29 protein-coding genes are annotated in these 25,600 nt (G+C 69.2%); 9 read left to right on the top strand and 20 right to left on the bottom strand.

Annotated features, from left to right (window positions below; translation table 11 throughout):
* Nucleotides 1-5: 5 nt before the first annotated feature.
* The 3 genes from AB0J64_RS32225 to AB0J64_RS32215 are packed head-to-tail and all read right to left on the bottom strand — an operon-like array spanning nt 6 to nt 1,967.
* On the bottom strand, nt 6-536 hold the full coding sequence (locus tag AB0J64_RS32225) for a hypothetical protein (protein WP_364035183.1): 531 nt from the start codon (nt 534-536) through the stop codon (nt 6-8).
* A gap of 43 nt (nt 537-579) precedes the next feature.
* Nucleotides 580-1,470, bottom strand: a complete 891-nt coding sequence (locus AB0J64_RS32220) for a PASTA domain-containing protein (protein WP_364035180.1) — start codon at nt 1,468-1,470, stop codon at nt 580-582.
* Nucleotides 1,467-1,967 carry a SigE family RNA polymerase sigma factor gene (locus AB0J64_RS32215; RefSeq protein WP_364035177.1) on the bottom strand — a complete coding sequence of 167 codons (501 nt, stop codon included), beginning with the start codon at nt 1,965-1,967 and terminating at the stop codon, nt 1,467-1,469. The genes AB0J64_RS32220 and AB0J64_RS32215 overlap by 4 nt, the downstream gene beginning before the upstream one ends.
* Before the next feature lie 69 nt (nt 1,968-2,036).
* Between AB0J64_RS32215 and AB0J64_RS32210 the strand changes: the two genes are divergently transcribed.
* Nucleotides 2,037-3,059: an adenosine deaminase gene (locus tag AB0J64_RS32210; protein WP_364035174.1), complete on the top strand. Its 1,023-nt coding sequence runs from the start codon at nt 2,037-2,039 to the stop codon at nt 3,057-3,059.
* Here AB0J64_RS32210 and AB0J64_RS32205 read toward each other — a convergent pair.
* Nucleotides 3,048-3,815: a hypothetical protein gene (locus AB0J64_RS32205; protein WP_364035171.1), complete on the bottom strand. Its 768-nt coding sequence runs from the start codon at nt 3,813-3,815 to the stop codon at nt 3,048-3,050. The genes AB0J64_RS32210 and AB0J64_RS32205 overlap by 12 nt on opposite strands.
* The gene (locus AB0J64_RS32200) at nt 3,802-4,341 is read right to left on the bottom strand and encodes an RNA polymerase sigma factor (RefSeq protein ID WP_364035169.1); all 540 of its coding nucleotides are present in this window, start codon (nt 4,339-4,341) and stop codon (nt 3,802-3,804) included. Before AB0J64_RS32200 ends, AB0J64_RS32205 begins: the two co-directional genes overlap by 14 nt.
* Nucleotides 4,342-4,518: 177 nt before the next feature.
* Between AB0J64_RS32200 and AB0J64_RS32195 the strand changes: the two genes are divergently transcribed.
* Entirely contained in the window at nt 4,519-5,211 is a 693-nt protein-coding gene (locus tag AB0J64_RS32195) for a methyltransferase domain-containing protein (protein ID WP_364035166.1), read from the top strand.
* Between the two features lie 3 nt (nt 5,212-5,214).
* Here the strand turns inward: AB0J64_RS32195 and AB0J64_RS32190 are convergent, their stop codons facing one another.
* The 5 genes from AB0J64_RS32190 to AB0J64_RS32170 all read right to left on the bottom strand — a co-directional run bounded on the left by AB0J64_RS32190 (nt 5,215) and on the right by AB0J64_RS32170 (nt 11,698).
* Nucleotides 5,215-6,096 carry a carbohydrate ABC transporter permease gene (locus tag AB0J64_RS32190; protein ID WP_364035163.1) on the bottom strand — a complete coding sequence of 294 codons (882 nt, stop codon included), beginning with the start codon at nt 6,094-6,096 and terminating at the stop codon, nt 5,215-5,217.
* Nucleotides 6,096-6,980 (bottom strand): sugar ABC transporter permease, encoded by an 885-nt coding sequence (locus tag AB0J64_RS32185; RefSeq protein ID WP_364035160.1) that lies wholly within the window; start codon nt 6,978-6,980, stop codon nt 6,096-6,098. The genes AB0J64_RS32190 and AB0J64_RS32185 overlap by 1 nt, the downstream gene beginning before the upstream one ends.
* A 66-nt stretch (nt 6,981-7,046) precedes the next feature.
* Nucleotides 7,047-8,324 (bottom strand): extracellular solute-binding protein, encoded by a 1,278-nt coding sequence (locus AB0J64_RS32180; protein ID WP_364035229.1) that lies wholly within the window; start codon nt 8,322-8,324, stop codon nt 7,047-7,049.
* A 206-nt stretch (nt 8,325-8,530) separates the two neighbouring features.
* A complete protein-coding gene (locus AB0J64_RS32175; RefSeq protein WP_364035157.1) occupies nt 8,531-10,402 on the bottom strand; it encodes an acyl-CoA dehydrogenase family protein in 1,872 nt (623 codons plus the stop codon).
* Nucleotides 10,403-10,468: 66 nt separating this feature from the next.
* The gene (locus AB0J64_RS32170; protein ID WP_364035154.1) at nt 10,469-11,698 is read right to left on the bottom strand and encodes an amino acid permease; all 1,230 of its coding nucleotides are present in this window, start codon (nt 11,696-11,698) and stop codon (nt 10,469-10,471) included.
* Between the two features lie 81 nt (nt 11,699-11,779).
* Here AB0J64_RS32170 and AB0J64_RS32165 point away from each other — a divergent pair, with 81 nt between their 5' ends.
* The 4 genes from AB0J64_RS32165 to AB0J64_RS32150 all read left to right on the top strand — a co-directional run bounded on the left by AB0J64_RS32165 (nt 11,780) and on the right by AB0J64_RS32150 (nt 14,739).
* Entirely contained in the window at nt 11,780-12,235 is a 456-nt protein-coding gene (locus AB0J64_RS32165) for an Lrp/AsnC family transcriptional regulator (RefSeq protein ID WP_344997661.1), read from the top strand.
* 69 nt (nt 12,236-12,304) lie between these two features.
* On the top strand, nt 12,305-13,696 hold the full coding sequence (locus AB0J64_RS32160) for a serine hydrolase domain-containing protein (protein WP_364035151.1): 1,392 nt from the start codon (nt 12,305-12,307) through the stop codon (nt 13,694-13,696).
* A gap of 9 nt (nt 13,697-13,705) precedes the next feature.
* On the top strand, nt 13,706-14,137 hold the full coding sequence (locus AB0J64_RS32155) for a hypothetical protein (RefSeq protein WP_364035148.1): 432 nt from the start codon (nt 13,706-13,708) through the stop codon (nt 14,135-14,137).
* Complete coding sequence (locus tag AB0J64_RS32150) at nt 14,134-14,739, top strand: TetR family transcriptional regulator (RefSeq protein WP_364035145.1); 606 nt, start codon at nt 14,134-14,136, stop codon at nt 14,737-14,739. Before AB0J64_RS32155 ends, AB0J64_RS32150 begins: the two co-directional genes overlap by 4 nt.
* Nucleotides 14,740-14,814: 75 nt before the next feature.
* Here the strand turns inward: AB0J64_RS32150 and AB0J64_RS32145 are convergent, their stop codons facing one another.
* From AB0J64_RS32145 to AB0J64_RS32120, 6 genes are all read right to left on the bottom strand, one after another.
* Complete coding sequence (locus AB0J64_RS32145) at nt 14,815-15,960, bottom strand: acetyl-CoA C-acetyltransferase (protein WP_364035142.1); 1,146 nt, start codon at nt 15,958-15,960, stop codon at nt 14,815-14,817.
* 81 nt (nt 15,961-16,041) lie between these two features.
* Nucleotides 16,042-16,695 (bottom strand): hypothetical protein, encoded by a 654-nt coding sequence (locus tag AB0J64_RS32140; protein WP_364035139.1) that lies wholly within the window; start codon nt 16,693-16,695, stop codon nt 16,042-16,044.
* Nucleotides 16,696-16,729: 34 nt separating this feature from the next.
* On the bottom strand, nt 16,730-17,485 hold the full coding sequence (locus tag AB0J64_RS32135; RefSeq protein ID WP_364035136.1) for a class F sortase: 756 nt from the start codon (nt 17,483-17,485) through the stop codon (nt 16,730-16,732).
* Between the two features lie 5 nt (nt 17,486-17,490).
* Nucleotides 17,491-18,801: a hypothetical protein gene (locus tag AB0J64_RS32130; RefSeq protein WP_364035133.1), complete on the bottom strand. Its 1,311-nt coding sequence runs from the start codon at nt 18,799-18,801 to the stop codon at nt 17,491-17,493.
* Nucleotides 18,802-18,941: 140 nt separating this feature from the next.
* The gene (locus tag AB0J64_RS32125) at nt 18,942-19,727 is read right to left on the bottom strand and encodes a class F sortase (RefSeq protein WP_364035130.1); all 786 of its coding nucleotides are present in this window, start codon (nt 19,725-19,727) and stop codon (nt 18,942-18,944) included.
* Nucleotides 19,727-21,085, bottom strand: coding sequence for a hypothetical protein (locus AB0J64_RS32120; RefSeq protein ID WP_364035127.1), 1,359 nt, complete (start codon nt 21,083-21,085; stop codon nt 19,727-19,729). The genes AB0J64_RS32125 and AB0J64_RS32120 overlap by 1 nt, the downstream gene beginning before the upstream one ends.
* Nucleotides 21,086-21,271: 186 nt before the next feature.
* Between AB0J64_RS32120 and AB0J64_RS32115 the strand changes: the two genes are divergently transcribed.
* Nucleotides 21,272-22,417, top strand: a complete 1,146-nt coding sequence (locus AB0J64_RS32115) for an acyl-CoA dehydrogenase family protein (protein WP_364035124.1) — start codon at nt 21,272-21,274, stop codon at nt 22,415-22,417.
* 31 nt (nt 22,418-22,448) lie between these two features.
* On the opposite strand, the gene AB0J64_RS32110 is transcribed toward AB0J64_RS32115, so the two are convergent.
* Both AB0J64_RS32110 and AB0J64_RS32105 read right to left on the bottom strand, forming a co-directional pair.
* Nucleotides 22,449-23,093 (bottom strand): SDR family oxidoreductase, encoded by a 645-nt coding sequence (locus AB0J64_RS32110; protein WP_364035121.1) that lies wholly within the window; start codon nt 23,091-23,093, stop codon nt 22,449-22,451.
* The gene (locus AB0J64_RS32105) at nt 23,090-23,788 is read right to left on the bottom strand and encodes a TetR/AcrR family transcriptional regulator C-terminal domain-containing protein (protein WP_364035118.1); all 699 of its coding nucleotides are present in this window, start codon (nt 23,786-23,788) and stop codon (nt 23,090-23,092) included. The genes AB0J64_RS32110 and AB0J64_RS32105 overlap by 4 nt, the downstream gene beginning before the upstream one ends.
* A gap of 98 nt (nt 23,789-23,886) precedes the next feature.
* Here AB0J64_RS32105 and AB0J64_RS32100 point away from each other — a divergent pair, with 98 nt between their 5' ends.
* The gene (locus AB0J64_RS32100; RefSeq protein WP_357595755.1) at nt 23,887-24,048 is read left to right on the top strand and encodes a hypothetical protein; all 162 of its coding nucleotides are present in this window, start codon (nt 23,887-23,889) and stop codon (nt 24,046-24,048) included.
* Here AB0J64_RS32100 and AB0J64_RS32095 read toward each other — a convergent pair.
* Nucleotides 24,045-24,473, bottom strand: coding sequence for a MarR family transcriptional regulator (locus tag AB0J64_RS32095; RefSeq protein ID WP_364035115.1), 429 nt, complete (start codon nt 24,471-24,473; stop codon nt 24,045-24,047). The two genes, AB0J64_RS32100 and AB0J64_RS32095, sit on opposite strands and share 4 nt — an antisense overlap.
* A 20-nt stretch (nt 24,474-24,493) precedes the next feature.
* Between AB0J64_RS32095 and AB0J64_RS32090 the strand changes: the two genes are divergently transcribed.
* Complete coding sequence (locus AB0J64_RS32090) at nt 24,494-24,844, top strand: MarR family transcriptional regulator (RefSeq protein WP_364035112.1); 351 nt, start codon at nt 24,494-24,496, stop codon at nt 24,842-24,844.
* Here the strand turns inward: AB0J64_RS32090 and AB0J64_RS32085 are convergent.
* Complete coding sequence (locus AB0J64_RS32085; protein WP_364035109.1) at nt 24,834-25,586, bottom strand: alpha/beta fold hydrolase; 753 nt, start codon at nt 25,584-25,586, stop codon at nt 24,834-24,836. The two genes, AB0J64_RS32090 and AB0J64_RS32085, sit on opposite strands and share 11 nt — an antisense overlap.
* Between the last annotated feature and the right edge of the window lie 14 nt (nt 25,587-25,600).

Raw genomic sequence — 25,600 nt, 5'->3', positions numbered from 1 at the left:
GGCTCCTAGTCTCCTACAGGACCTCTGGCGGAAGCGGCAATCGCGACCAGTTCGCGGCCGAGCGGCTCGCTGACCCGGACCCACGCGCCTGTGCCCGCGCGTTCCAGCCAGACGATCAGCAGGCCGCCTCCCGGATGCCTGCCCGCCACGGCGGGCCTGCCGCGCACGGTGGTGGCACGGGCGTCCGCGACCTGCCTGCGGTAGCTCGCCCAGTCGGGGGCGGGCTCGATCCTGGCCTCCACGAACCGGTCGCCCGAGCCGAACCTGGCCCACGCCCCCGCCACCCCGATCGCTCCCCCGCCGCTGCGCGCCAGCCCGGCGGGCAGGTAGGTGAGCCAGAAATCGTGGGAGACGACCGCGAGGCCGGCCTCCGGCGGGGTCCGTACGGGGACGGCGGCGGCCACGGCGGCGGGCCGTGGGCGCCCGAAGCCGGAGGAGAAGAGCAGGTAGATGATGCCGGCCGCCACCCCGAACGCCAGCGCCGCGAGCGCCGCACGCCGCCCCTCCCCGATGCCGCCGGGATCCTCAGGGATCATGCCTGGTTGATCCCCCGTTCGGCCCCGTCCGTACCGCGAGGGTTCAGTTGATCGCCCGGATGCCCCTCGCGATCTTCTTCAGCTCGGTATGGACACGGTTGCCGACCGCTATCTCGTAGTCGGGGCTGACCCGCAGCTTGACGGCCAGGTCGTCGCGGAGTTTCCAGGCCATCGTGAGCGTGCTCTTGTCCGTGAAGAACGGTTCGACCTCGCCCGCTTCGCTGAGGTTGGCCAGTCGCCCCTCCTTGCCGTTGACGTCCACGATTTGTGCCCCCGTCCTGGGGAAACCGGTGTAGACGCCCTTGACGGCCACGCCCTCGTACACCATCACCTCGATCCAGTAGGTCTCGTCGTCGGCTGCCGGCTTGTCGAAACCCGTCGCGTAGCCGGCCCCGAGCCAGTCCTTGCCCGACCACCTGCCCCATGTGAACCCGTCCGGCAGGTAACCCACGCGGACGGCGCCGAACTTCCGCCCGTCGCCCAGGTCGCCGAGGTCCTGCGGCGGCGGTTCGACACCGATCTCGACATGGGAGCGGGGGCCGACCTTCTCGCCCGCCCCTGGGCTCTGGCTACGGACAAAGCCGTTCCTCATCTCGGTTGCGACGCTGTCGACCCTCAGGCCGACGTTGCGGAGTTCGTAGATCGCCTCGGCGGCGCGCTCGCCCGTCACCCTCGGAACGGTGACACTGCCGGTCTCCACCACGGACTGGCCTCGGCCGCTGGCGGTGTTCGCGGTGCCCGCGAGTTCGGCCGAGTTCAGCGTCACGGGCACGGCCACCGCCAGCGCCGCCGTGACGAGCGCGGCGCCCGCCACGCGGAACCGGACCGCGCGGGAGCGGTGGCGGCGCCGTACGGACCGGCCCAGGTCCGGCGGGGCCTGTACGTCGGCGACGTGCGCCGTCATGGCGTCCGCGAGGTCGTTCTCGATCCTCATCCGATCACTTCCTTAGCGAGATTCAGGTTTTCGCGGATCCTGGCGAGCCCCCGTGCCGCCTGGCTCTTCACGGTCCCTACCGAGCAGCCGAGCAGGGTCGCGGTGCTCTCCTCGCTCTGGTCCTCCCAGTAGCGCAGGACGAGAACGGCCCGCATGCGGGGCGGCAGCCTGCGCAGCTCCTGGATGAGCGTGTCGCGCAGGTCGAGGTCGGGAGAGTCGGCGGCGGTGTCCGGCGGGCGGGCGAAGGTGATCTCCTGGACGATCTTCCGCCGCCGCGCCCTGCTGATCGCCGCGTTGACGACGATCTTCCTCGCGTACGCCTCGGGGTTGTCGCCCCTGATCCGCGGCCAGTGCCGGTAGACCTTCTCCAGCGCGTGCTGGACCAGGTCCTCGGCGTCGTGCCTCGTCGCTCCGCAGACCAGGATCGCGGTACGCAGCAGCGACGTGCTCCGAGCGGCGAGAAACTCGTCGAACGCCGCTTCGTCGTCATCTGACATGAGTGAGGGTCCCCTTTCGCCCTCCCCAACGCGCGAGTCCCGCCCGAGGTTGAGTGGCAAGATATGCAAATGGCAAGGCCCCTGATCGCGCTACCCAAGGCCCACCTTCACCTGCACTTCACCGGATCGATGCGGCATTCCACGCTGATCGAGCTGGCCAGGGACCAGGGTCTGCACCTGCCCGACGCGCTGGAGGACGACTGGCCGCCCAAGTTGCGGGCCACCGACGAGCGAGGGTGGTTCAGGTTCCAGCGGCTGTACGACATCGCCAGGTCCGTGCTGACCCGGCCCGAGCACGTCTACCGGCTGCTGCGCGAGACGGCCGAGGACGAGGCGGCGGCCGGGTCACGGTGGCTGGAGATCCAGGTGGACCCGTCGGGGTACGCGCAGCGCTTCGGCGGGCTGACGGCCACGCTGGAGCTGACGCTGGACGCGGTGCGCCAGGCGGCAGAGCACGCGGGGATCGGGATGGCGGTGATCGTGGCGGCCAACAGGACCCGCCATCCGCTCGACGCCAACACCCTGGCCAGGCTCGCCACCCAGTACGCCGGCAAGGGCGTGGTGGGGTTCGGGCTCTCCAACGACGAGCGGCGGGGCGCGGCCAGGGACTTCGAGCGGGCGTTCAGGATCGCCAAGCGCGGCGGACTGCTGGCCCTGCCGCACGGCGGCGAGCTGATGGGGCCGCGGAGCGTGGCGCAGTGCGTGGACGACCTGGGAGCCGACCGCGTCGGGCACGGCGTGCGGGCGGCGGAGGACGAACGGCTGATGGAGCGGCTGGCCGACCGGCAGATCTGCTGCGAGGTCTGCCCCACCTCCAACGTCGGGCTGGGGGTGGCCGAGGAGCCCGCCGACGTGCCGGTGCGGCGGCTGTTCGACGCGGGGGTGCCGCTCGCGCTGGGGGCCGACGACCCGTTGCTCTTCGGCGCGCGGCTGTTGCGGCAGTACGAGCTGGCTCGGGAGGTTTACGGCTTCAGCGACGCGGAGCTGGCCGAGCTGGCCCGCCAGTCCATCCGGTCGTCCGCGGCCCCCGATCCGGTGCGCAAGGAGCTGCTCAAGGGTGTGGACGACTGGCTGACGGGCTCACTGGAGTGACGTGGCGACGCGGATGGCCTCTTCCTTGGTCCTGAGGCCCTCCAGGCGGTAGTTCAGCGTGTCCTGCTGCCAGATGAGGGTGGGTCCGGCCTGGCGCAGGGGGACCTCGGTGCCGTCCTGGCGCAGGATGTAGCCGAGGGGGTGCTTTCCGGGGACCCACCAGGCTTGGTACGGGCCGACCCTGGCGTAGTCGGGCCACGGCGGGCCGAGCTTCTTGAAGAACACCGGGTCCAGGGTGCCGTCGAACTGGTCGAGCCGGACGCCGTTCGGCCAGAACATCGACACGACCCTGCCGTTGTCGGCGACCGTGACACTCCTCGGGTCGCCGAGCGCCTTCACCGTCTTGACCTGGAACTTCACCTGGCCGCTGACCCTGCCCGGCGGCACGGTGTGCTCACCCGGCATGGGCGCCGTGGTGGTGACCGGCGGCGGGGTGGTCTCGCCGACCTGGAGCTCGATCCCGGCGAAACGCAGGATCCGCACCACGGCCGCCCTGCCCTGGGGGGTGGCCGCCGTGATGGCGATGACGACGAGGACGACGGCCGTGACGATCTTCCATCTCGCCCGCCGAGGCCGCCGCGCCGGAGTGTGTGGGCGGACGGGGATGGGATCTGCTCCGTGCGCGGGGTCGGGTTCTTCGAGGCGGGCGCGGACGGCGGAGGCCACGTCGGCAGGCGGCGGGTTGGGGACGTCCAGGAGGTCCCCGAGCGCCAGGAGTTCGGCCTCCAGGTCGTCGAAAGGCTCACGCGAGTTCATTGCCCACCTCCTCCCTCAGCCGGGCCAGCCCCCGATGCGTACTGGACTTGACGGTGCCGACGGGCCAGTCGAGCACCTGCGCCGTCTCCGCCTCGCTCAGCTGTAAGAAGTACCGGCACACGACGGCCTGGCGTTCCCGATCTGGCAGCCGCCGTACCGCCTCCAGCAGGCGGGAGCGCCGGTCGGTGGCCACCGCCGCGCCCTCCGGGTCGTCGGGCGCGGCCACGGAGGCCGTGGCGCCCAGCCGCAGCGTCAGCTCGGAGCGGCGGCCCCGCGACCGGGTCAGGTTGTGGGTCTCGTTGGCCACGATCCGCAGCAGCCACGGGCGGAAGGGCGCGTCCCTGCGGAAACTTCCCAGGTGCCGGAACGCCTTGACGAACGCCTCCTGCACGACGTCCTCGGCTTCGTCCCCCGCCCCGAGCATGGAAGCGGTACGGTGGGCGAGCGCGCTGTAGCGGGCGACCAGCACCTCATAGGCGGCCAGGTCACCGGTGAGCGAGCGCTCGATCGCCTCGTCGTCCTCCATGACGAGTCAGATTTCACCCCATCCGAGGGGCCTCGCGGAAGGGTCTTTCACGCATCAGGTGACCCTCACCGGTGATCGGGGCATTAGACTCGGGCAATCCATGAGCTCCCTTGAAGGAACTGGACAATGTCTTCTGGGTATGACCGTGTAGTACAACCGGCCGCCGGTGACGAGGCCTTGGAGAACCACCTGGGTGGCGACGAGGCCAAGAACTATCGGCAGTACGAGTTCGACATGGTCGCCCCGCATGTCGGCCGTTCGATGCTGGAGATCGGCTCGGGCCTCGGCCACTTCGCGGAGCAGTTCCTGCCGCGCCTCGACAGACTCGTCGTGAGCGACTTCGACCCCTACTGCGTCGAGCAGCTGGGCAAGCGCTTCGCGGATCGCGACGACATCAGCGTCCTGCAGTTCGGCCTGCCCACCGACATCCCGCTCGAGGACAAGGTCGACACCGTCGTCATGATGAACGTCCTGGAGCACATCGAGGACGACGCGGAGGCGCTGCGCTCGCTGGCCCGCGTCACGCTGCCGGGCGGGCGGATCATCATCTGGGTGCCGGGCTACATGCAGCTCTACGGAGACTTCGACCGCAAGGTCGGCCATGTCCAGCGCTACACGCCCAAGACGCTGGGCGCGACGGTCGCCAGGGCGGGCCTCGACATCGAGGTGCTCAAGCCGATCAACTTCCTGGGCGGCATCGCCTGGTGGGCGGCCGTGCGCCGGGGCGGCGTCGGCTACCCCGACCCGCGCCTGGTCAAGATCTACGACCGCACGGTGGTCCCGACGACCCGCTTCATCGAGCGGTTCATCAGGCCACCGTTCGGCCAGACGGTCTTCTGCGTGGCACGGGTGCCCCAGCCCAAGGCGTAGGCGCTACTTGATGGACCCGGCCGTGAGGCCGCCCACCACTTTTCGCTCGATCAGCGCGAAGAGGATGATCACGGGGATGGTGGCGATCACCGACCCGGCGAACAGGTTCTGCCAGTCCACCTGGTACTGACCGATGAACGAGTTGAGCGCCACCGTGAGCGGCTGGTTCTCCGGCGTCGTGGCCAGGGTCGAGGCGACCACGAACTCGTTCCACGCGGCGATGAAGGTGAAGATCAGCGCCGTGATGACGCCGGGCATGGCCAGCGGCAGCGTGATCCTGAACAGCGCCCCGAAGCGCCCGTTCCCGTCGATGAACGCCGCCTCCTCGAGCTCGCGCGGGATCGAGGCGAAGTACGCGTTCAGGATCCACACCGCGAACGCCAGGTTGAACCCGCCGTTCACGAGGATCAGCGACCAGGTCGAGTCCAGCCCGAACTGGAAGAACTCGCGGTAGATGCCGACCAGCATGGCCGTGGGCTGGAACATCTGGGTGATCAGCACGAGGATCAGGAACGCCGTGCGCCCCCTGAAGTTGTGCCTGGCCGAGTAGTACGCGGCCGGCAGCGCCACCAGGAGCACCAGCACGGTCGAGCCGCCGGCGACCTTGAGCGTCACCCACAGGTTGCCGGCCAGGCCGCTGGTCCAGAAGTTGGCGAGGTTCGACCACACCCACTCCTTCGGCCAGAACGACACCTCGCGCAGCGACTCCTGCGAGCGCAGCGAGGTGAGCAACATCACCACGTACGGGAACAGGAAGACGAACGCGACGACGTACGCGGCGGCCGCGACGAGCACGGTCTTGAGCTTCGGCATCGTGCGCCGCGCCGCCGGCCTGACGTGCTGCCGCGGCCGGGTGGCCTGCGACGGCAGGGTCTTGATCGCCATCACGCCACCTCCTTGTTCCAGCGGGAGACCTTGAGGAAGATCGCGGTCAGGATGATCACCATGCCGAAGTTGACGACGGACATGGCCGCCGACTCGCCGATGTTCGAGCCCTTGAGGATGTACATGAGAACCGTCGAGGTGGCCGTGGAGTAACCAGGCTGGCCGCGCGTCATGGCCCAGATGATCGGGAAGCTGTTGAAGACGTTCATGACATTGATGAGCGCCGCCACGGTGAGCGCGGGCCGCAGCAGTGGCAGCGTGATCGACCAGTACGTCCGGAACCGAGTGGCTCCGTCCATCTTGGCCGCCTCATAGACGTCGGCGGGGATCGTCGCCAGCCCGGCCAGCAGCGCGTACGTGGTGAACGGCACCGACACGAAGACGGCCACGAACACCAGCCACGGCATCGCGGTGGAGGCGTCGCCGAGCTGGTCGGCCGAGGCCCCGCCCATCGCGTCGATCAGCCCCAGCTTCAGCCGGACCTGGTTGATCACGCCGACCTCGGGGTCGAGCATCCACTTGAAGATGATCGCCGTCATCAGCACGGACGCGGCCCACGGCGCGATCAGCGCCCACCGGGCCACCTTGCGCAGCGGGAAGCGCTGGTTGAACAGCTGGGCGAGGGCCAGCGAGATCAGCACGGTGAACGCGACGACCGCGACCACCCAGACCACGCTGCGGACCATGATGTCGGCGAAGTCCTTCTCGCCGAACAGCTTGTCGTAGTTCGCGAGCCCGTTGCTCCCCTGGACCACGCCGAAGCGGCTGATCTTGAGGAACGACGACCTGATCATCTCGATCACAGGCCAGAGCACGACCAGCGCGATCAGCACCACGGCGGGCCCGACCCACGCGAGTGGCTCGAGGACGCGCAACCTTCTCATGAGCAACCTTCCAAGACGGTGCGGCCGGCACCGGTGACAGCGCCGGCCGCACGGGCCCCCGATCGATCAGCCGGCCGATTCGGCGGTCTTCTGGAGCTCACCGAGGACCTTGGCCGGGTCGTCCTTGACGGCCCCGCCGATGGTCTGCTTGATCGCCGGGTTCACCTCGGCCCACTTGGGGTCCTGGAAGGGGTAGAAGCTGGCGTTCGGCAGCGCGTCGAGGAACGGCTTGAGCTTCTCGTCGCCCTCGAGCTTCTTGATGCCGCCGTTGGTGACAGGCAGCAGCTTGTAGGTGTCGGAGATCTTCTGCGCGGCGCTGCCGGTGTAGAAGAAGTCGAAGAACTTCTTGATCTCGGCGGCGTGGCCGTTCTTGTTGAACGCCATGATCCAGTCCATGACGCCGAGCGTGGTGTCGAGCGGTCCCGCCTTGCCGGGGATGGGTGCGACGCCGTAGTTCTTCAGCCCGGCCGCGTCGAAGATCGGGATGGACATCGGGCCGCCGTTCACCATGCCGACCTTGCCCGCGCCGAAGTCCTCCCAGACCGTCTTACGGTCCTTGGTGCCCGGGTTGGGGGTGGTCAGGCCCGCGTCGACCAGGCCCTTCATGTACGTGAACGTCTCGACGTTCTGCGGCGAGTTGATCGCCCACTTGCCGGAGGCGTCCTTGTAGCCGCCGCCGTTGCCGAGCATCCACAGGAACGACTCGCCCTGGGCCTCCTCCTGGCCCAGCGGCAGGCCGAACGGCTGCGTGACGCCGGCCTTCTTCAGCTTCTCGGCGTCGGCCTTGAGCTCGTCCCACGTCTTCGGCGGCTCGGCGATGCCGGCCTTCTGGAACAGGTCCTTGTTGTAGAACAGGGCGCGGGCGGAGGAGACGAACGGGATGCCGTACGCGGTGCCGTCGACCTTGCCGAACTCGGCGAACTTCTGCAGCATGTCGCCGGAGACGTTCGGCGACAGCACCTCGTCCACCTTGTAGAGCAGCCCGTCCTTGACGAAGCCGGAGTAGTCGCCGGTCTGCAGGATGTCGGGCACCTGGCCGTTCTGGACCATGGTGGCGACCTGCTTGTCGATGTCGTTCCAGTTGATGACCTGGACGTCGACCTTGATGTTCGGGTTGGCCTTGGTGAACTCGTCGGTGACGCCCTTCCAGAACGTCTCACCCGAGTTCGGCTTGCCGGGGCCGTCGCCGTAGTCGGCGGCGACCATCTTCAGCGTGACCTGCCCGCCGCCCGCCGCCTTGTCGTCGCCACCGGAACCGCCCGAGCCACCGGAGCCGCCCGATCCGCAGCCGGTCAGGACCAGCATCGTGGCAAGGCCGAGAGCGGCGCCGCCCACAAGCTTCATGTTCACTGGAGATACCGCCTTCTCGCCGGGCGGGTCGCTGGTCCGTACCAGCTGACGACCCCGCCCTGGGGGATGAGGCGCGCGAGCACGCGGCCCGACGCGTTTGCGCCAGCGTAAGCCTGGCTCACGGAGCCGGTCTATACCGGCTCGTATCAGTTTGAAAACATCAGAGACCCAGAAACCTCACAACCGGTCTAGACCGGGCGTCAGAGGATCTTTCTCCGCACGCTCTCCCCGCCCTCCGGCGTGCCGATCCACGGGCCCTCGATGGACGGGTCGAGGATGCCCTCCTCGAGGAAGCCGTAGCGGCCTTCGAGGACGTACTCGGCCAGCCGCACGTCGCCCGCGTCGGTGTTGTCCCAGAGCCGGTCGAACAGCGAGTCCACGCGCTGTCTTGCCTGGTGGCAGAAGGTGTCGGCCAGCTCGTACGGCCGGCGTCCCAGGTCCGCGGAGTCCTCCTCCGCCTTGACGCAGGCGGCCGTCATGGCGAACAGCTCGGCCCCGATGTCCACGATCCGGCCGAGGAACGACTGCTTGTGCTCCAGCCTGCCCTGCCAGCGGGACATGCCGTAGAAGGTGGACCTGGCCAGCTTCCTGCTGGTCCGCTCCACGAAGCGCAGGTGCTGGGCGAGCGGGCCGAAGTCGCCGTACGACGTGGGCAGGTTGCCGGTGCCGGCCACCAGCGTGGGCAGCCACTTGGCGTAGAAGCGGCTGGCCCTGCGCAGGGCCTGGGCGCGTTCCTGGCGCGATGCCTCCGGGTTGACCAGCTCACCCGCGGCCGACAGGTGCGCGTCCACCGCCTCGCGCGTGATCATCAGGCGCATGATCTCCGAGGAGCCCTCGAAGATGCGGTTGATGCGGGAGTCGCGCAGCATCTGCTCGGCGGGCACGCCGCGCTCGCCGCGCGCCACGAGCGACTCGGCGGTCTCGTAGCCGCGGCCGCCCCTCATCTGGACCAGTTCGTCGAGCGCCTGGTACGACATCTCCGACGAATAGAGCTTGGCCAGCGCCGCCTCGATCCTGATGTCGTTGCGCTGGTCGTCGGCCAGGCGGCTGGTGAGCTCGCTGACGGCTTCGAGCGCGTACGCGGTGGCCGCGATGAAGGAGATCTTCGTGGCCACGGCCTCGTGCCGGCCGACCTTGCGCCCCCACTGCACGCGCTCGTTGCCCCACTCGCGGGCGATCTTGACGGCCCACTTGGCGTTGCCCGCACAAGTGGCAGGGAGCGACAGGCGACCGGTGTTGAGCGTGGTGAGGGCGATCTTCAGCCCCTGACCCTCGCGCCCGACCATGTTCTTGGCAGGCACCCTGACCTGGGTGAACTCGGTGACCCCGTTCTCGATGCCGCGCAGCCCCATGAAGCCGTTGCGCCGCTTGACCGTGATGCCGGGAGAGTCGGCCTCCACCACGAACGCACTGATCGTCTTACCGGTCCTGGCCATGACCACGAGCAGGTCGGCGACGACGCCGTTCGTCGTCCACAGCTTGACACCGTCGATCACGTAGTCGTCGCCGTCGCGGACCGCGGTGGTGGACAGGCGGGCCGGGTCGGAGCCGACGTCGGGCTCGGTCAGCAGGAAGGCGGAGATCTCGCCCCGCGCGCATCTCGGCAGGAACTCCCGCTTCTGCTCCTCGGTGCCGAACAGCTTGAGCGGCTGCGGCACCCCGATCGACTGGTGCGCCGACAGCAGCGTGGCCAGCGCCGGGCAGTACGAGCCGACGAGCATGAGAGCGCGGCAGTAGTACAGGTAGGGAAGGCCGAGGCCGCCGTACTCCTCGCTGATCGTGATCCCGAACGCGCCGAGCGCCGCCAGGCCCTTGACCACCTCGTCGGGCACCTGCGCGGTCCGCTCGATGAGCGCCGGATCGACGCTCGCGTCGAGGTAGCGCCGCACCGCCCTGACGAACTCCTCACCTCGCCTGGCCGCCTCGTCGGACAGGGACGGCACGGGGTACACCAGATCCAGCCGGAAGTCGCCGAGGAAGAGCTGCTTGGCGAAGCTGGGCCGCGTCCACTCCTTCTCGCGGGCCTGCTCGCCGACCTCTCTTGACTCCGCGTACTTGGCGTGCTCGGTCATAGCACCTCCCGACGATGCGCCGTCTGTGCTATGAGTACTGCCCCGCCTGACAGCGACCTGCGCGGTTCATAGCCGGAATTTGTACGAACGCCGGGCATTCGCTTTCAGCGCCCCGAGCGCCACCAGGGCCAGCACGGCGGGCACCACGAGGTAGACCCCGCAGAACGCCAGCGCCACCAGCGACAGTCCGGCGCCCACGACGGCGGTGGTCCTGTGCCGCCCGGCGGGCAGCATCCGCACGGCGGCGGCCACGCCCGCGACCGTGACGGCGGCCAGGCACGCCGAGGTGGCCCGCATGAGCAGGTCCAGGTCCACCGCCCACACCAGCACGGGCACGCTCAGCACGGCGAGCAGCCCGAGGCTCCGGTACGGCGTCATGCCCGGCGACCCTCCCCTGGCGAACCAGCCCGGCAGCGCCCCGTCCCTGGCCAGGGCGGCGCCCAGCCGGGCGGCCCCGGCGATGTAGGTGTTGACGGCCCCGAAGGTCAGCAGCACCGCCACCACCCCGGTGACCGGCCGCGCCGCCGGGCCGATGCCGATCTCCAGCATGGTGGTGAGCGGCACGCCGGGCATGTGGGCGCCGAGCACGCCCACGGAGACGACGGAGACGCCCACGTACAGCAGGGCGATCACGACGAGGGTCACCACGGTAGCTCTGACCAGGCCGTTCTTGCCGCCGGCGAACTCCGCGGACAGGTGGCTGGCCGCCTCCCAGCCGACGAAGGCGAACATGAGCACGCCTGCCGCGCTGGCCACGCCCGCGGCGCCGTACGGGGCGAAGGGGGTGAAAGCGGCCGGGTCGGCGTGCGGCGCGGCGGTGATCACGGCCGTCGCCAGCAGCGCGACGAGCAGGGCGACGAAGCCGATCTGCAGCCGCCCCGAGGTACGCAGCCCGGCGACGTTGGCGGCGAAGGCCGCGGCCAGGATCAGGCAGGCGGCCAGGGTGGCGTTCATGCCCAGGGTGGCCTCGACGTACTGGCCGCCGATCAGCGCGCCCGCGACGGTGCCGATGGGGACGGCCCCGTAGAACCACCAGCCGACCACGGCGGAGGCATGCCGGCCGAACGCCAGCCCGGCGAAGCTCGCCACTCCGCCGCCGTCGGGGTACCTGGCGCCGAGCGTGGCGAAGGTGAGCGCGACGGGCACGCTGAGCGCGAGCAGCCCCGCCCAGGCCAGCACGGACGCTGGCCCCGCGGCGGAGGCGGCGAGGTGCGGCAGCACCAGCATCCCCGGCCCCAGCACCGCCCCCACCAGCATCGCCGTGCCCTGGCCCGCTCCTATGCGATGTTCCGTCATACGGGTGAAATTAGTGCATTCATTCGGCTCGCCTAGGTATGAGCCGAACGTACGGCCGGAAGATCATGCGAGGATCCACTCATGGACGAACTAGATTCGGAGATCGTACGGCTCCTCCAAACGGATGCGCGGCAGTCCAACAGGGAGCTCGCGCGTCAGCTCGGCATCGCGCCCTCCACGTGCCTCGAGCGGGTCAGGGCGCTCACCCGGCGCGGCGTCATCCGCGGCTACCACGCCGACATCGACCCGGCGGCGCTCAACCGGAGCGTCCAGGCCATGGTCATGGTCCAGGTACGGCCGCTGAGCCGGGCGGTGATCAACGCCTTCAAGTCGTCGGCCGCGGCGATGCCGGAGGTGCTCAGCGTGTTCGTGCTGGCGGGCGGTGACGACTTCCTGCTGCACGTGGCGGTGCAGGATCTGGACCACCTGCACTCGTTCCTGCTCGACCGGCTGAGCAAGCGCAAGGAGATCGTCGGCTTCCGCACGTCGGTGATCTTCCAGCAGGTGCACAACACCGTCCCCGAGCGGCTGACCTGACTTTCGTCAGGGTCGGCACTGGACGGACGGCCGATCCGGAAGGGGGTGGTCTCTCTTTAGGTTTCTCGCGTGAACACCTTCCTGATCAGCCTTTTCACGGCGGCGACCCTCAGCGCCCCGACGCCCTCCATGACCCCGGCCACCATCGACGCCTACGTGCGCGGCGCCGTCGAATCCACTGGATTGCCCGGCCTGTCCGTGGTCGTCACCCACAACGGCAAGGTGGTGCACGCCGCCGGGTACGGCCACGACTCCGAAGGCCACGCGGTCACCCAGAACACCCCGATGCGGGTGGCCTCGGTGAGCAAGTCGTTCACCGCGATGGCCGTGATGACGCTCGTGGAGCGCGGCAAGATCGCGCTCGACGGGCCGGTGGCCGCGCAGCTGCCCGGCTTCAGGATGGCGGACCCGCTGGCGGCGAAGATCACCGTACGGCAGCTGCTGAACCAGACCTCCGGCCTTTCGGACTCCACGGTCGACATCGCCGCGGTGGAGAACGCCACCTCGCTCGCCGACTACACCTCCCGGCTGTCCGGCTCCGCGCTCCGCGCCGACCCGGGCACCCACTGGGAGTACTGCAACGTCAACTACGACCTCGCCGCCAGGCTGGTGGAGGTGGCTTCCGGGCAGCGGTTCGGCGACTATCTGCGGGAGCGGGTGTTCGGCCCGCTCGGCATGAAGTCCAGCGCCGTCAGCGACCAGGTCGTCAAGCCGGCCGACGGCTACAACTCGATCTTCGGCGCCTGGCTCCCGCGCCCCGAGCTGTCCGGCTTCCTCAACGACAGCGGCTCCGGCGGGGTCATCACCACCGCCGCCGACATGGGCCGATGGCTGATCGCTCAGACCGGCGACGGCCGCCCGCTGGTCAAGCGGCAGAGCCTCGACGTCATGCACACGCCCATCAAGACCAGGGACTACGGCATGGGCTGGGGCGTGGACCAGGACACCGGGCTGCTCACGCATTCGGGGAACCTGTTCACGTACAACGCGGTCGAGGCCATCTCCCCCAAGACCGGGTACGGCTTCGCCGTCATGGCCAACGGTGCCGCCCTGACCGACGACACGTACGCCATCATGGAAGGGTTGGCCGCGCTGAGCGAGGGCCGGACGCCCGAGACGCCCGGCGGCGACCGGCAGCTCTACGAGCTGGTGCTGGGCGCGATCGCGGTGGTCGCGGCGGGCCTGGGCACCATGGGCGTGCTGCGCGCCAGGCGCTGGGCGGCCAGGCGACCGCGCTGGCCGTGGCTGCGGCTGGTGCCGCTGCTGCTGCCCGCGGCGGTGCTGGCGGCCTACCCGGATCTGGTCTCGTTCCTCATGAACGGGCGGGCGGTGACGTGGGCCCAGCTCACCTACTTCGCCGCGCCTCTGTCGATCATGCTGCTCGTGACGGCGCTCGCGGGGACGGTTGCGGCGGTGGCCCGCATTTGCGTACTGTGTAAGCTTACGAGGTACACAAATTAAGGAGCAGCCGTGCACACGATCGCGATCGTCGTTCCCTTCTTATGGCTGGCCTGGCTCGTCGTCACCGAATGGGTGCCGATGTTCCCGCTCAACGACCTCACCGGCGGCAACGTCCGCCACCGGGTCCTGGCGGCCGCGATCAACTACCCGTTCCCGCTGCTGATCGCGGCCGGCGTCGCGCTGGGCCGGACGTGGTCGCTCGTCACCGCCACCGCGCTCTGCGTGCTGATCCTGATCGGGCACGTCACCAACTGGTGGCTGCCGTACTTCGGCGTCAGCACCGCCGACCAGCGGGCGACCTACCAGCGGGACTACGGCCGCACGCTGAAGCTCCTGCCCACCGAGGGCCACGACGTCGTGATCGACGTCCAGCACATGGTCGTGGGCGTCCTGTCCCTGATCATGATGGCGACCACGCTCGTCGTTACGCTGGCCGGGTGAACGAAGGCAGGAGACGTGCGGGACGGCCCGCGGTGCTCACCACCGACCGTGTCGTGACCGCGGCCATCGAGGTCCTGGACGCCGAGGGCCTGGACGCGCTGACCATGCGCCGCCTCGGCGCGCGGCTCGGTGTCGCGGCCATGTCGCTCTACCGCCACGTTCCCAACCGCGAGGCACTGCTCGCGGAGATCGTCAACCGGCTGTTCGCGGAGGCCGTGGCCGGCTACGCGCCCGCGACGGCCTGGCCGGAGGCGCTGGCGGGGTTCGCGGTGGCGTACCGGCGGGTCCTGCTCGCGCACCCGCACGCCGTGCCGCTGCTCGCCACCCACCCCGTGGATGTCGATCTCGGGAAGGAACTGCTCACCGGACTGCTGGCCCGCTTCGAGGCCGGCGGGATCCCACAGGAGGACGTGATCACGGCCGTGCAGTCGGTCGCCGTGTACGTACTCGGCCACGCGCTGGCCCAGGTCGGCACCCCGCCCGGGGGCACACCCGCGCCCACTGACGAGACGGCCACGGCCTTCTACGACCAGTGGTTCGACGCGGGCCTGGCCGCCATGGTGACCGGCTTCGAGCACCGGCTCGCCGGCGACCGAAGATGACCGGTTACCCGCGCCGGCGCCTGAGGCTCTGAACACCATGGCGCCCCGGCGGGCGGGGCGCCATGGCTGTCCGCGTCAGAGGCGCTCGATGATCGTGACGTTGGCCTGGCCGCCGCCCTCGCACATCGTCTGCAGCCCGTACCGGCCGCCCGTGCGCTCCAGCTCGTGCAGCAGCTTGGTCATGAGGATGGCGCCCGTGCCGCCGAGCGGGTGTCCGAGCGCGATGGCGCCGCCGTTCGGGTTGACCTTGGCGGGGTCGGCGCCGAGCTCGTGCGTCCAGGCCAGCGGCACCGGGGCGAAGGCCTCGTTGATCTCCACGACGTCGATGTCGTCGATCGACATGCCGGCCTTCTCCAGCGCCCGCCGTGTGGCGGGGATCGGGGCGGTCAGCATGTAGACGGGGTCGTCGCCCTTGAGGGCGAGCTGGTGGATGCGGGCCCGTGGCGTCAGGCCGTGGTCCCTGACCGCCTGCTCGGAGGCGATCAGCAGCGCGCCCGAGCCGTCGGAGATCTGCGAGGAGGTGGCGGCGGTGATCTGGCCGCCCTCCTTCAGCGTCTTCAGCGAGGCCATCTTCTCCAGCGTGGTGTCGGCCCTCGGGCCCTCGTCGTCCTCGACGCCGTTGACGGGAGCGATCTGGTCCTTGAAGTGGCCGTTCGCGATGGCCTTGGCGGCCCGCTGGTGGGACTCGAGCGCGTACTGCTCGAGCACGTCCCTGGTGTAGCCCCACTTCTCGCACATCAGCTCCGCGCCGCGGAACTGCGAGATCTCCTGCTTGCCGTACCGCTCGACCCATTTCTCGCCGAACGGGAACGGCATGCCCTTCTCCAGCGCGGCCGTGATCGAGGAGCCCATGGGGACGATGCTCATCGACTCGACGCCGCCCGCCACCACCAGGTCCTGGGTGCCGGACATGACGCCCTGGGCGGCGAAGTGGATCGCCTGCTGCGAGGAGCCGCACTGCCGGTCGATCGTGACACCGGCGGTGGTCTCGGGCAGCCCCGCCGACAGCCAGGCATTTCGCGCGATGTCCATGCTCTGGGGGCCGAACTGCATGACGCACCCCAGGATGACGTCCTCCACCGCCGCGGGGTCGACGCCGGTGCGGTCGATCAGCGCCTTCAGGGTATGAGCTGCCAGGTCAGTGGGGTGGACGGTGGAAAGGCCGCCCTTTTTCTTGCCGACCGGGGTACGGACCGCCCCGACGATGTACGCCTCTGCCACAGTGCCTCCTGAAACCGAGCATTATTCGGTTACTAAGGGCAGCCTACAACAGAACGACGTTCTGCTCATCTGGGCGGGGCCTCAGGCAGGCGGGACCAGATCCTCCGCGGCGTCCACCCTGAACCGCCACCGGTCCACGACCAGCCCGTTCAGCGCCTCGGCCAGCTCGAGGGCCAGCGCGCCGAGCTTGGCGGGCTCGTCGCCGCGCAGCTCGATCGCGGTCAGCTCGGTGGCGAACGGCAGCAGCTCCTGCACGGCCGGCGGCTGCCCCTTCTGCGGTACGAGCGCGGCCCGGACCTCACCCGCCGTGAAGGTGAAGTCGTCGTCCTCGTCCGGCTCCAGCAGGGGCGCCAGCTCCTCGGCGGTGGGACGTACCGGGAGGATGACGGCGGGGCCGCTCTCCTGGTCGTCGGCCGGATCGCTCACCTCACCCCGGCACACCGAGAGCCCCTTGAGCCGGAAGGCCAGGCCCTCGGCGAGGAAGCGGTCGAAGAAGTCCAGCGGCAGCGGTCCCTCGGCGGCCACCCGGACCGCCCACACCTTCTCCAACTCGCCGCCGGTCAGCTCGGTGTCGGCCTCCACGGGCGCGCACACCCGCACGTCGGTGGCCACGATGTCGTCGCCGTCCTGCCGCGCGCCCGGGTCCGCGAGCCGCACGATGCGCAGCAGCTCGGCCGGGTCCGGTTTCGCCGGCAGGGCCGCCGTCGGGCCAGTACGCAGTCTCCGCTTCGCCATCCAGCCCATAGCCCGCCTCCGCGCTTCAGCTTTCTCAGCTTCTATAGGAGCTCGTCATCGTCGCATAGACGATGATGTTGTCCATGTAGTGCCCGATGGACCGATCGTAGGTGCCACCGCAGGTGATCAGGTGCAGTTGGGCGTTCTCCTGCGGCCCATAGACCCGCTGGGTCGGGAAGGTCTTCTTGCTCGCCTGCTCGACCCCGCCGACGGTGAACACCGCGGTGGTCTTGTCCTGCCGCTTGACCTCGATGGTGTCGCCGTTCTTGATCTCGAACAACCGGCTGAACACGGCGCTGCGCGTCCTGGTGTCCTTGTGCCCGAGCATCACGGCCGGTCCCGCCTCACCCGGGGTGGACATGTTCCGGTACCACCCGACCAGGTTGGGGTCGTTCCCCGGGGGCACCTCGATCGTCCCGTCCTTGGCCAGCCCGACCGACTTGACCGGCGCGTTGATCCCCAGCCGCTTGATCACGATCCGTACGGGCGTGGAGGGCATCATGGGGGGCGCCGGGTTGATCTGCGGCAGCGGCGGCGGCACGTCGGGAGCGGCCTGGAAGAGCGCCTGCTCGGGCTGCCCGCTGGCCTTCCCGTTCGGCTGGGCCTGCAGGTTGAGGGCGTCGCGGTTGGCGGCCAGGCCGTATTCGTCGGGGGACTTGATCACGATGAGCAGCCCGGCCACGACGGTGACGACACCGGCGATGGCGGCCACGATCAGCACGGTCCTGAGCGCCGTGCTGCCCTTGTCCTGAGGCGGCTGGCCGCCGCCATAGGGATAGTGCCCCGACATATCCGTCAACTCCGGATAGAACGTCGACGCATGATCAGCCCGCCTACGGCGGCGGCCCCGATCAGCGCGGTGCCGGTCAGGATGAACAACCGCCCGTCAGGCCCCATCTCACCGCCACCGCCCGTGTCGGCACCGGCCTTGGGGGTCTTGGACTTGGTGGTCTTCTTGCTGGACGGGGTGACGGTCACCGTGTGGGTGCTGGTCTTGGTGGGCTTGGGCGAGGTGGTGGTAGGGGTGGGGGTCGGAGTGGGGGTCGGGGTACCGGTGGAGCTGCTCACCGTGAGCGTGTAGGTCTTGAGCGCGCTCTCGTTCTCGACGGTGCACTCGATGGCCGGCTGGGTGCCGGTAGAGGCGTTCGAGCCGAAGTTGATCTTCCCAGGCTTCACCGTCGCGGTGCCCGCGGTGTTGGCAGTCGTCTTGAGGTCGATCGTCGTCGACGCCGGCAGCGTGATGATGCCACCGGCGGTGATCGCGCCGGTGCTGCCCTCACCCGTGGCGGAAGTCAGACCGCTGATGCCGGTCAGCGACGCGTAGGGGAAGATCTTCGGGCTGATCGTCTGTCCTGTGGTGGGAGCCTTCAGCTCCTTGCCCGCCGTGTAGGTGCCCTTCCACTTGATGGAGAACTGCTCGCCCACCTTGGCGGAGGTCGGCATCGTCAACTCCACCTTGATCTCGACGTCCTGCCCGGTGAGGGAATCGACGCCGCAGTCATACTCGACGATGTCGGTACCACTGGTGCCACCACCCCCCGTTTGGACGGGGACCGAGATGCTTGTGGGTGTCGCCGACACATAGGTGCAGGTGGTCGCCTCGCCGGCCACCGTGATAGTCAGCAAGCTAGTGCCGGTCGTCACCGGCGCCAGAACCAAATTGCCACCCGTAGTGGCGGTCACATTGACCGACGCCGTCATCTCCGGCGGCGTGTATGTCAGGCCGGTCTGGACTGCAGTGGTTACCGTGCCACTGCCGTTACCCTTCAGCGGCGTCGGCGTGCCTCCTGTCACTGTGAGGTCGCCGCCGCTGGTCGTGACCGACGCCGAGGCGGCGATCGGCTTGGTCGCCGCTATCGCGGGGAACGTCCACTTGATCGACGCCGTCTTGGAAGGCTCGACCGAGGTGGGTGCAGTAACCGTCACCTGGACAGATTCGGCCGCCAGAGAGCCGCCGGTGCACTTGTATGTAATCTTCAGCGGATCGACGGCGGCGGCCTGCGCCGGGGACGACAGGGCTAACACCGAGCCAACAAAGAGGACGAGCGTGCTAATAAGCCCCACGGCCGACGTCTTTTGGGCGAGGCGGCGCCACGCCTGGGCCATAAGCACGGGTCCATCTCCGATCAAAGCCAGTATCAACAGTCGTGCCAGAATTCCAGCCGTTGGTCACGGTTAGGTTGAGATCCTACGAACTGATCCTGTCAACTTCCCGTAAAACGCCAAATCGGCGCAACCCAAACCCCTCAAACCTTCTTCTTCGACAACGTCGCGTACACAACAATGTTGTCCGTGTAACTGTGCGCCGCCTGGTTGAAGACCCCACCACAGGTGATGAGCCTCAGCTGAGAGTCCTTGGTGTTCCCATAGACCCGAGCGGTCGGGAACGACGTCTTGCTCGCCTGCTCGATCCCGCTGACCGTGAACCGGGTGACCTTCCCGTCCGACCGGTACACGTAGATCTGGTCGCCCTTGGCCAGTTCGCGTAGGCGGTCGAAGACGGCGGGGCCCTTGCGGGTGCTCACGTGGCCGTTGATGATCGCGGGGCCGACCTCGCCGGGCACCGGCGAGTCGCGGTACCAGCCTGTCTGGCCGGGCTTGGTCAAGGGTGGGGTGCCGAGCTTGCCCGCCTTGTCCACGGTGACGGCGCCGATGGGCGCGTTCACCTTGATCTTGGGGATCTTGATGCGGGTGGGCCTGGACCGGGCGGTCTTGGCCTTGGCCGTGGGGATCGGGGCCACGACCGGGACGGCCGCGAGGGGTGGGGGTGCGTCGGGGCGGGCCGGGGTGAGGGGGACGTTCTTGCCGCCGGGGCCCACGGTGGGCGGGAGCACGAACGCGCCCGCGTTCGCCATCTCCTGCACCGGCGTCGGCGTGTCCTGCGCCGCAGCGGGCAACGAGCCCGAGCCGTCGTCCATGGTGGGCACCAGCGAGAGCAGCGTCACCATGACCAGGCCGACGCCGCCCAGCGACCCGGCGATCAGCAGCCCGGGCTGCGCCCGCTGCATCGGTGTCTTCTGCTGTTCGGTCATCAGAGAACTCCTCCCGCGTGCGCGGCCCTGCGCCGGCGCAGCAGCAGCCCGCCGCCTCCGCCTGCCATCACGAGTGCCGCCATCAGCCCGTACGGCCGGGTCTCACGATCCGGCGCCTCTCCGCTGTCCACGCCGCCCTTGGGCGTCTTGGCCACCTGTGCCTTGTAGTACTTGGTCGCGGTCGGCCCGGTGGTCTTGGGCGTGGCCGAGCCGGAGCTGGTGCCGGTCGCGCTGGGCATCACGATCACGTGGCCGAGGCCACCGTCGTTGGAGCCGCCGTTCGGCGTGGTGTTGGTCGCGGTGGGCGTTGGTGAGGGGCTGTTCGTCGGGGTGTTGTCGGTGGGCGGGGTGACCGTGGGGCTGTCCGTCGGCGTCGGCGAGGGGCTGTTCGTCGGGGTGCTGCCGGGGATGGTGACGTCGATGGCACCGGGGTCGCCGAGGAGCGTGCAGGTGGCCTGGTTGTAGATCGGCGGCTCACCCACCTCGCCGGTGGTGACCTTGAAGGCGTCCAGATAGGCCGGCTTGTCCTCGACGTTGACGATCTCGATCGTGTGCGGGCCGTAATCCAGCTTCGGCGACTCCCAGAGGACCACCTGGGTCTCCGTGCCTATCACGGGCTTTCCGCTGCGGTCCTTGCCCAGCTCCACCAGGGGGTCGGTGACGGGATGCCCGTCGAGGAGCACGCGGATCGGTCCGAGTCCCGGCGCACGCCTGCCGATGTAGGCCACCTGGGTGCCGATGAACTGGAGCTTGGCGACCTCACCATGCGTGCTGGTCTTCTGCACGTCGTTGAGGTGGTCGTTGTACTGCTCCTGGGTGTACTCCCACTCCCAGCCGCCCGTGTACTCCACGTCGGTCTTGTTGTTGACCATCACCTCGCCCTTGGCGGGCGTGAAGCGGACGAACAGCGCGCCGGGCTTGAAGCGGACCTTGCCCGAGCGCTTGATGGAGCCCTGGTCGGACAGTCCCTCGGGAAGTTCCAGGTACTGGCCGGGCACCAGCTCGGGCTGGTCCTTGCTGCCCCTGGGCAGGAGCCGGCCGTTCCAGGCGCCGCTGATGTCCACGGTGCCCTCAAGAGCCAGCGAGGAGCCTTTGGGGAAGAAGCCTGGCGAGCCGAACTCCCGCCCGTCCGTCTTGTACGACATGTCCCAGCGGACGTACATCTGCCCGCCTGCCTCGACCTGCGGGGTCATCCGGGCCTCGAGGTCCACCCCGGCGCCCGCGATGCCGCCGGTGCACCGGTAGTTGGCCACCAGCGAGGCTTCAGCCTGGCCCGGGGTCGAGGATGTCACGAGTAACGCCGCAGAGGCGGCCACCCCCACCGATGCGGCGATCAACGCCTTGTGCCAGCGACTCACGGGAGACTCCGATCACGCCACAAAATAGACCGAGGGTAGATCTTAGAGTCGAAAACACCCGCAACACATACCGAACACGGCAACGTCCGACACTTGTGATGAAGCCGTGTCCACAAGCTCCCGTCGTACCCGGAAAACGGGTATACCTGCCAGTAACAGAACTCTATTCGGGAGGCGAGGCGACCGATGCGGCGAGACCTCTTCGACGAGGAGCACCTGCTCTTCCGCGAGACCGTGCGCGAGTTCATGGCCCGCGAGGTCGTGCCGCACCACGCTGAGTGGGAGAAGGACGGCATCGTCCCGCGCGAGGTCTGGAAGAAGGCCGGGGAGCTGGGGATGTTCGGGTTCTCGGTGCCGGAGGAGTACGGCGGCGCGGGGGTCAAGGACTTCCGGTACAACGCGGTCATCGTCGAGGAGATCATCCGGCATGGCGCCTCCGGGCTCGGGTTCTCGCTGCACAACGACGTCATGGCGCCGTACCTGGTGGATCTGACGAACGACGAGCAGAAGCAGCGGTGGCTGCCCGGCTTCGTCGGCGGCGAGCTGATCACGGCGATCGCGATGAGCGAGCCCGGGGCCGGGAGCGACCTCCAGGGGATCAGGACCACGGCCATCCGCGAGGGCGACCACTATCTGGTGAACGGCCAGAAGACGTTCATCACGAACGGTGTCAACGCCGACCTCGTCGTCGTCGTGGCCAAGACCGATCCCGCCGCGGGCGCCAAGGGGACGACCCTGGTCGTGGTCGAGCGCGGCATGGAGGGCTTCGAGCGCGGGCGGAACCTCGAGAAGATCGGGATGAAGGCACAGGACACGGCCGAGCTGTTCTTCGGGAACGTACGGGTGCCCGTCGCCAACCGCCTCGGCCCGCGCGACGGCGAGGGCTTCTTCCAGCTCATGAACAACCTGCCGCAGGAGCGCCTGTCGATCGCCGTGGGAGCGGTGGCCGCGGCGGAGGCCGTCCTGGAGGAGACCGTCGAGTACTGCAGGACCCGCAAGGCATTCGGGCGGAGCATCGGCTCGTTCCAGAACACCCGGTTCGTCCTGGCGGAGCTGGCCACCGAGACCGAGATCGCCCGCCACTACGTGGACAAGTGCGTCCTGGCGCTCAACGCCGGCGAGCTCACCGCGGTGGACGCGGCCAAGGCCAAGTGGTGGACCACCGAGCTGCAGAACAAGGTCATCGACCGCTGCCTCCAGCTCCACGGCGGGTACGGCTACATGACGGAGTACCCGGTCGCCAAGGCGTGGCTCGACAGCCGGGTCCAGACCATCTACGGCGGCACCACCGAGATCATGAAGGAGATCATCGGCCGGTCGTTCGGGTTCTGACCCGGGCCTCCACTCGGGCAGGTGCGCGGCGTTACTCGGCGATCGTCGGAGCGGCGTGCGACCAGCGGTGCTCGCGGAGCTCCTGGGTGATGAACCGGGCAAGGTCGCTACGGGTTGTCTTCCAGCCGCCCTCGGGAGTCTCGTCGTCCAGAACGCGATAGGCACCGGTGGCCGGGTCGTCCAGGAGGCGGGCCGGGCGGACGAAGGTCCAGTCGAGACCGGCCTCGCGGATGATCGCCTCCATGAGACGCATGTCGTCGTAGGCCTCCTTCAACAGCGTGCGGGCGACGAAGCGGTACCAGAGCGCGAAGTGCGGGTCGTCATGGCGCACGCCGGCGGAGGTGACGGCGATGATGCGGGCGACACCGGCATTCCGCATCGCCGTGACGAGGGTCCGCGCCCCGTCGGAGTAGAGACCGAGCGAGCGTCTGCCCGCGTGGCCGATGGCGGAGATCACGGTGTCGTGTCCTTTGACGGCGGCCTGAACGCTGTCAAGGTCACGGATGTCGGCGCGCGTGATGTCGAACGTTCCCACGCCCTCTTGGTCCCGGCCGGTGAGCGGCGGGAAGCTCTCTGGTGCCCGCACCGCGGCGGTGACGTCGTGGCCGGCGCGCAGCGCCTCCTCGACGATCAGGCGACCGGTGCGTCCGTTGGCGCCGAAGACCACCACGCTCATGCCTGGCCCTCCTTTCGCGGGATGGGCGTGTGCAGGACGCCGTTGATCAGCATCTGGAAGCTCCAGGAGAGCCGGGCCTCCGGCGAACCGGACAGCAGCTCGGTGGCGCGGGCGGCGATGTGCGGGTGCGCACTGCCGGACACGCCGTGCAGCGCCCGGGACAGGGCGTCCCACTGATCCTGGGCGTCGATGCCCTCATCGCGAGCGGACTGCTCGGCGGCGAGTGCCGTGGCGAACTGCAGCAGCAGGTCCACACCCCATGCGGCCTGCCCCGGCGGGACGTCTCCCTCGTCGAGCAGCGCCAGCAGCGCCTCGATGAGGTCGATGTAGTGCCGCCCGCTCGGGCGCGTCACCAGCGCGGAGTGGGCGAGGGCGGGATGCCCGAAGAGCACGAGGGCGTAGGAGGTGAGCACCTGCTCCAGCCGGTCACGCCAGTCGCCGCCGCTCGGGCGCAGGTCGACGGTCCCGAGCAGTTCGTCCAGGATCGCCGCGTGCAGTTCGGCGGTGTTGCGCACGTAGACGTACAGCGAGGCCGGGCCGGTGTCGAGCGCTTGCGCCAGGCGGCGGGTCGTCACGGCCTGCAGCCCCTCGGCCTGCATGATCTCCATCGCCGCGGCCACGATGCCGTCTCGCGTCAGCGCCGGTTTGGCCGGCCGTTCGCGCCGGCTGCGCGGCGTTCTGGGGGACGTTGTCATGCCAGCAGTATAACGAACGCGTTCGTTACGAACGCGTTCGTCAAGCCTTTCGGTCTCATGCCGCGCGGCGAACCCCTCGACACCGCATACTGGACGGCATGGACAGCGGCCTGATCCTCCTGGTTTTCCTGGCATTGCTGTTCGCCTGGGGCCTCAACCGCGTGCGCCGGGCGTTCCGCCTGGGGCCGGTCGGCTATGCCGGCGTGATGATCGTCTTCGTCATCGCCATGCTGCTCGTCTGGGGCCAGACCAAGATCTAACCGGGCATGCCCTCGACGAAGCGGGTGAGCAGCCTGGCGAACTCCGCCCGCTCCGCCGCCGTCCACCCCTCCGTGGCCGCCGCGAACGCCGCCTGCCTGCTGCGGTGGGCCTGCTCCAGCGCCGCCCGGCCCGCGTCGGTCAGCACGAGCCACGCCCTGCGCCCGTCAGCCTGATCGGCCTCCCGCCTGACCAGGCCGGCCGTCACGGCCGCCGCCACGAGACGGCTGGCCCTCGGCTGGTCGACGTTGAGCGCCTGCGCGACCGTGGAGACGGTGGCGGCCTCGCCGGCGCCCTCGATCACGTCGAGCACCTCGAACTCCGGTGCCGTGGCGCCCTGCTGCCGCGCCAGCACCCGCCTGCTCTGCCGCCGCCTGATCGCGACCATCGCCCGCTCGATCGCGGCAATGTCCTTGTCTTTATACATATAATTGCTATCCTACATTCATGGACAAACCGATCGGCCACTGGCTGAAGCATCTCGACAACCTCCTGGAAGACGCCATGGGGCAGGCGCTCCAGACCACCACCCGCCGGGAGTGGCAGGTGCTCAACCAGGCGGCCCAAGAAAGCACTTACACCATGCCGTTCACCGGCGTGGACGAAGCAGTGGAGCGGCTTACCGCCAAGGGCTGGCTGGCGGACGGCAGGCTCACCGACGCGGGCAGGGCCGCACATGAGGAGATCTCCGAGAAGGTCGGGCATTTCAGGCAGCAGGTGCTCGTGGGCGTGAGCTCGCAGGAATATCTGGCCACCGTCGACGTGCTCCGCCGCATGTCCGCCAATCTCACGAAGTAGCGCTAGCTTCCAGGATGACGCGGGCCACGAGCTCGGGATCGTCGCTCATCGGCACGTGACCGCAGCCCTTCAGCAGCTTGACCCGCTGCCCCGACCACCGGGCCGCGCGTACGGCCTGGCGGCGCAGCAGGAGCCGGTCACGCTCGCCCCACGCGATCGTGATGGGCGACTTGGGCGGCGCGGGCGGCATCAAGCCGGCGAACGACTCAAGCGTCTCGTCGAAGCCGCTCGCCCCGCTCAGCGCCTGCGCGGCCGCCGACAGCGCCTGCGGCTCCAGCCTGGACGGGTGGGCGACGAGGATCCCGGCGGATGCGCCGCTCAGGAACGGGGTGGCGCCGAACCTGGTCCCTGCCTTCAAGGCACGCAGCACGGCCTGAGCGTAGAGCAGCTCAGGGCGGGACCAGAAGCCGGCCGGAGACAGCGCCGTCGCCGAACGTACGACGCCACGCGAGGCCAGCTCGAGCGCGATGTAGCCGCCGAGCGAGTTGCCCGCCACGTGCGGCTCGCGGACGCCGAGCCGCGCGCAGAACGACTCGACCGCGTCGGCCAGCGACTCCGCGGTGTAGGGGATGCCTTCAGGCAGCCCCGGCGAGACTCCGAAGCCGGGCAGGTCGATCGCGATCACCGTGCGCGAGGCGGCGAGCCGGTCCATCACCGGCAGCCAGGCCTGCCAGTGGTGACCGATCCCGTGAATGAGGATCAGCGGCGCACCGGTGCCTCGTCGCTCGAACGCCAGCTCCATAGGGCCAGCTAATC

Source organism: Nonomuraea sp. NPDC049695 (assembly GCF_040674955.1).
Taxonomy (GTDB): domain Bacteria; phylum Actinomycetota; class Actinomycetes; order Streptosporangiales; family Streptosporangiaceae; genus Nonomuraea; species Nonomuraea helvata.
Note: the sequence above shows the minus strand (reverse complement) of the source record. Positions and strands in the feature narration are given on the sequence as shown.